Source organism: Tibeticola sp. (assembly GCF_022759015.1).
GTDB lineage: Bacteria > Pseudomonadota > Gammaproteobacteria > Burkholderiales > Burkholderiaceae_C > Tibeticola > Tibeticola sediminis.
In genome coordinates this window covers 1-5,260 of record NZ_JAEMQB010000035.1, presented here as the reverse complement: position 1 = coordinate 5,260, position 5,260 = coordinate 1, and the positions used below count along the sequence as shown (strand labels likewise).

Annotated in this window: 5 protein-coding genes; 1 reads left to right on the top strand and 4 read right to left on the bottom strand. The window is 63.3% G+C overall.

Features of this window, described 5'->3' with window-relative positions:
* The coding region (locus tag JHC36_RS02085; protein ID WP_287915243.1) for a 4Fe-4S binding protein at window positions 1–1,234 on the top strand (1,234 nt) is incomplete at its 5' end.
* 91 nt (window positions 1,235–1,325) lie between these two features.
* Here the strand turns inward: JHC36_RS02085 and JHC36_RS02080 are convergent.
* The 4 genes from JHC36_RS02080 to JHC36_RS02065 form a co-directional block, all read right to left on the bottom strand.
* On the bottom strand, window positions 1,326–2,666 hold the full coding sequence (locus JHC36_RS02080) for an adenylate/guanylate cyclase domain-containing protein (RefSeq protein ID WP_287915240.1): 1,341 nt from the start codon (window positions 2,664–2,666) through the stop codon (window positions 1,326–1,328).
* A 119-nt stretch (window positions 2,667–2,785) separates the two neighbouring features.
* A complete protein-coding gene (locus JHC36_RS02075) occupies window positions 2,786–3,613 on the bottom strand; it encodes a F0F1 ATP synthase subunit gamma (protein WP_287915238.1) in 828 nt (275 codons plus the stop codon).
* Window positions 3,610–5,079 (bottom strand): F0F1 ATP synthase subunit alpha, encoded by a 1,470-nt coding sequence (locus JHC36_RS02070; RefSeq protein WP_287915236.1) that lies wholly within the window; start codon window positions 5,077–5,079, stop codon window positions 3,610–3,612. Before JHC36_RS02070 ends, JHC36_RS02075 begins: the two co-directional genes overlap by 4 nt.
* Window positions 5,069–5,260: hypothetical protein (locus tag JHC36_RS02065; protein WP_287915233.1), on the bottom strand; the 192-nt coding region annotated here is incomplete at its 5' end. The genes JHC36_RS02065 and JHC36_RS02070, both read right to left, overlap by 11 nt.

Here is a 5,260-nt window from a genome sequence, read left to right as displayed (position 1 = left end):
TGCGCACGAGGTGCGGCCGCTCGGCTACTACGCGCCGCGCGGTGATGCGGAACTGCGTGTCGCCCTTGAAGGCATCCGCGCTCAACCTGGCGCTTGGTACAAGCCGCGCTACTTTGGTTATGAGCCCGAGCGATGCACGCATGGCGCGGCGAGTGTGACCGGTTGCACCCGGTGTCTCGATGCCTGTCCGACCGGAGCCATCGTGAGCGTCGGCGCCAAGGTCAAATTCGATCCGTTTCTGTGCCAAGGCTGCGGGACGTGCACGGCGGTCTGTCCCGACGGAGCGGTGCGCTACGCGTATCCACCAGCTGCGACGACACTGGAGACGGTTCGGGTCATGCTCGACGCATGGCGCGCAACCGGCGCCGCGTCGCCGCGGCTGGTCGTGGTCTCGGCGGAAGGTGCGCCTTCCGGTGCTGCGCAATCCCTGCTGGACGCGCCCGATGCGTTATTGCATTCGGTCCATGCACTGGCCTCGTTCGGGATCGAGGCATGGTTCGCGACCCTAGCTTGGGGCGCTACCCAAGTCGCGCTCGTCGCTGGTGCTAATACGCCGCAAGCGTCGCTGCGTGCGCTGCATGATGAAATCGCCGTGGCCCGTGCCGTTCTGACCGCACTCGGCGAGCCGCCCAGCCGCGTCGTTTTGATCGGGGGCGCGTACACACAATCACCTGCGCCTGCCGCTTCCATTGGCACCGTCGCGGGCCCGCTGACAGGAGAAAGCAAGCGGTCAACGCTTTACGCCGCGCTCGATCACCTTGCCCAGGGCAAGACGCCGTCGGTTGTACCCATGAGGCTGCCGGAGCGATCTTCAATCGGCGCTGTGGTTGTGAGCAAGGAACGATGCACCCTTTGCTTTGCGTGCGTGAACCTGTGTCCCACCTATGCGCTGTCGAACGGGAGCGACGCGCTGCCCGAGCTGCAGTTCACCGAGTCCCGCTGCGTCCAATGTGGACTTTGCGAACGTGGATGCCCTGAGCACGCCATACAGCTGATTCCCCAGATCACGCTCTGCCGCGCCGTGCGCGAGGAAGCGAAAGTGCTCTTTACCGATGAGCCCTTCAAGTGCATTCGATGTGGCACTCCCTTTATCAGCCGCCGGACACTGATGCGCAGCATGGAACTGGTAAAGGAACATCCGCTGATCCAGCAGGAGGGAATCGAGCGGCTGAAACTCTGCATGCCGTGTCGAGCGGATGCCACTATGCGTGACGCAATGCCAGGACAGCGTTGACGAATTCCTCGGATCGGGGATTTGTAAACTTTTTCCCTCGGGCGATTTTCGGTCTTCCGTCAGATCAGCGAGGACCTGGCATCGGGAAGAGCTATTGATTGTCCACCGGTCCAGTTGTCAGGGGCCACTTCCTGGAATCCCGCGGAACAAGGATGACTACCGGCTCCATCCTCCCGGGCAGCGTTTCGTGACTGACCTCGATCCATGCTGCGCCTTGCCCCGCCGCCTCAACCACGGCGGCCGAGGCGAGCAACGGAAACTGGAAGATCTTGGTCGCCTGTTCGATCCGCGCTGCTACGTTGACCATGTCGCCAAGTACCGTGAATTCGAGTCGCGCGTCATCTCCGACCACGCCGCAGTAGGCTTCGCCCATGTGAACGCCGATCCCGACACGGACGGGTGGGTCGAAGCGACGCTTCCGATTCCACCCGTCGATCAATCTGAGGATCTCGCGGGCGCATGCGATCGCGCGTGCAGGATCATCGGATTTCGGCTCCGGTATGCCAAAGAGCAATAGAGCGCCGTCGCCTATGAACTTGTCGATTACACCACCGTGCATCAGTGCGGCTCGGGTCACGCGCCGCCGAAAGGACGAGATGAGTACCGACAGCCTGGATGGATCCATCCTTTCTGCCAGGCTTGTTGACCCGCGCATATCCACGAACAGAACCGTCACCCTCTGGCGTCGTCCGCGCCGCCATTCCGCAAGTTTGCCGGCCTCAATGATCGAAGCAACCTCCGTTGGCAAAAAGCGAGCGAGGCTCGTCCGGTTCGTTGCTTCCGTCACCACTCGAAAGAGAAGGCGGCGAGACCGGGTCATGACGAGAGCTGTGATCAGCCCGATCAGGGTCAGCATGACGAGTCGCATCACGTTGGGAGGAAGAGAGAACAGGCGGTCCAGGGCTGCCCCGGGTGTCAAGTCAAGGACGGCGGCATCTCGGTGTGCCGCATATGACGCAAAGCCCAGATCCGCGACGACAATTCCATATCCGATTGTCAGGAGCACCGTGGTCCAGAGCTGAATCGCTGGCCGATAGCGAAGCGCGCCGACGGCCAGGATCAACGGGGCCGCCCATATTGCGGGCAACGCAGCTATCCAGTTTGCGCTTAGGTGGCTGACGCGCAGACTTTCCCAGATGTTGAACGTGATCATCGCCGCGTCTCCGGCTGAGAATACGTATGCCAGCCAAGGGACGTAGCGCCTGGTCGCCACCACGATCAGCGACGTTGCACCGAGTCCGAGGAAACCAATGACGATGACGGGGTACCGGATGCCGCCGTGCTCGCCCACGGACGCGCCTCCGCCGATGCCGAAGAAGCCGACGGCGAGTATCAAGCCTATTGCAATGCGAACCCACGCCGTCGTGCGCTCCGCCTCTATCTCGGCTTCCACGAGGAGGGGATCGACCAGAGCATTGGCGGGGCTAGGCATTGCAATCTCCTGGACCCGGGATCGCCGGCGTCCTGTTCAAATCGTTACGATAGACCATGGACAATCGCAGGCACCGGCGGTGAGGCAGGCGGGAATTTCCCCATCGAATTATCGGGTCGTCAACCATGGTTACGGAACGCCATCTCGCTGGACAGGATCACTTCGATTTCCTCGACGATTTTTTCCTGTCGCAAGGCGTTGCGCTTCAACGCGAGGCGGTCGATGGTTTCGCCGAGGCGGTCGAGAGCCTGTTCCATGTGCGCCAGGCGCTGGCGGCTCTCCGCCGAGAGCGACTCGTAGAGCAGGCCGTAGAGGGCAGCGAGCAGGTACTGGTCGAGCAGTTCGGCAAAGAATTCCGGCGGCGCGAGTTGCAGGCGCGGCGGGTGCGCAAAGTGTGGCGCGGTTGGCGGATCGAAGGGCAGGAGGCGCTTCAGGGCTGGTTCGCCCTCTGCTTCATGCGCCAGGCTGAAGAGCGTCGCGCCCGCGCCGGACGCGGTGCTCGCCAGGTGCAGGGCATCCATGACGCGATTCAGCACAGCGGGCACGTCTTCCGTCACGGAGGCGCCGTCGAGCCGTGCGACGACTCCGGGGCGGCTAGCCAGCTTGGCCGCGAGGCGGCTGCCCACTACCACGAGCGCTGCGGTGGGATTCTGACGCGGGAGCGTGTCGAGGGCCGCGAGGACGCGCTCGTTGAAGTTGCCACAAAAACCGCGCTCGGAGCCGACCAGAATCAGGATGATCGGCGCCTCAGCCGAACTCGTGACCTGGAAAAAATTCAGGAAATCGGCCGCCGCCGCTTCGATGTTAGCGAGCATGCGGTGCTGGTGGCCGATGAAACGGGCGAGCTTCTTCGTCTCCACCAGCGACAGGCTTTTCATCGCCGTCATGATGCCGCTGATTTCATTGAGTCGCGCGAAGCGCAGCGAGAGTTCGGCCTGGCCTCTCATGGCTCGAGCCCAAGCCAATTTTTCAGTCGCGCCAGCCATTCGTCCCGAGGCGTATCCAGCGTCATGGGCTCACGCGCAATACCAACGAGCAGCTTTTTCAGCTTGTCAGGCAGGGCATCCGGCGCAAATGCATCGAGCAGCCCGGCATTGAAGGCGATCATCCAGGCAAGCTGAAAGGAGGCAGGCAATGGATTCAGTCGTTCCTGCTTGAGGATTTCGCGCAGCAGCCGACCGCGCCGGATCTTGGCCTCGGCGCCCGCTTCGAGCTTGGTGCCGAAACGAGTGAAAACCTCCAGTTCGAGAAATTGCAGGTAATCGAGCTTCATCCTGCCCGCCTCTTCCTTGATGCGCGGGTGCTGCGCCTTGCCGCCGATGCGCGATACGGATAGCGGCACGTCCACCGCCGGCAGGATGCCGGCGGCAAAAAGGCGCCGGTCGAGATAGATCTGGCCGTCGGTGATGGAAATGAGATTGGTGGGGATGTAGGCGGCGATCTCGCCTTCTTCGGTTTCCACCAGCGGCAAGGCCGTCAGGCTGCCGCCACCGTGCTCAGGCGAGAGCCGGGTGGAGCGTTCGAGCAGACGCGCATGCAGGTAGAAGATGTCGCCGGGGTAGGCCTCGCGCCCTGGTGGGCGGTGTATCTGCAGCGACAACTCGCGGTAGGCGCGGGCATGGGTGGTGAGGTCGTCATACACCACCAGAGTGTCCTCGCCACGGCGCATCCAGCCCTCGGCAATGGCGCACCCGGCGAAGGGGGCGAGATATTTCATGCCAGGCGTGGCGGTGGCTTCCCCCACCACCACCGTGGTGTAGGCCAGCGCCCCGTGACGGCGCAGCAGGTCGATGGCCAGTGCCGCCTCGGAGCGCTTCTGGCCGATCATGACGTAAACGCACTTCACCCCTTGTCCGGCCTGCGCCATCACCGTGTCCAGCGCCAGCGAGGTTTTGCCGCTCCCCAGATCACCGATGATGAGTTGACGCTGACCGCGACCGATGGGGATCAGGGTATCGACCACCTTGGTGCCGGTGTAAAGCGGGCGGTTGACGAAGTCGCGCGCCACGATCGGGGGCGAGGCACCCTCCAGGGGTGAAAATCCCTCGGCATCATAAGGCGGAAGGCCATCGAGGGGCTTGCCCAGCGGATTCACCACGCGCCCGAGCAGGTCATCACCAACGCCAATTTCAAGACGCTCGCCGGTGTGGGAAACGAGCGAGCCGGAAGCGATATTCGCCTCCGGATCGAGCAAAATCACCCCGAGGCGCTCCTTTTGCAACTCGAACACCATTCCGCGGCTGCCGTCCTCGAAGCGCAGGATTTCCTCCGCCGCCGCCGAGGGCAGGCCATAGACCCAGGCGATGCCGTCGCCTACCGAGGCAACCCGCCCCTTCTCACCCAGCCGCAGGGTGAAGCGGTAGTCGTCCACCCGCTGCGCCAGGCGCTCGAGCAGCCCGGCTTCAGCGGCCATGATCGAAGCTTTCGCTGAAAAAGCCGAGTTCGTCGCGCAGGTTGGCCATCAGCACCCACGAGCCGGCCATGATGCACACCCCCGCCTTGAGCATGGCGTCTTCGCTGAATTCGGGCGCCAGCGACCGGCCAGCCAGTCGGCCAAGGGTCCGGGTGATGGCCGCGTGCTGCGTTTCATCGAG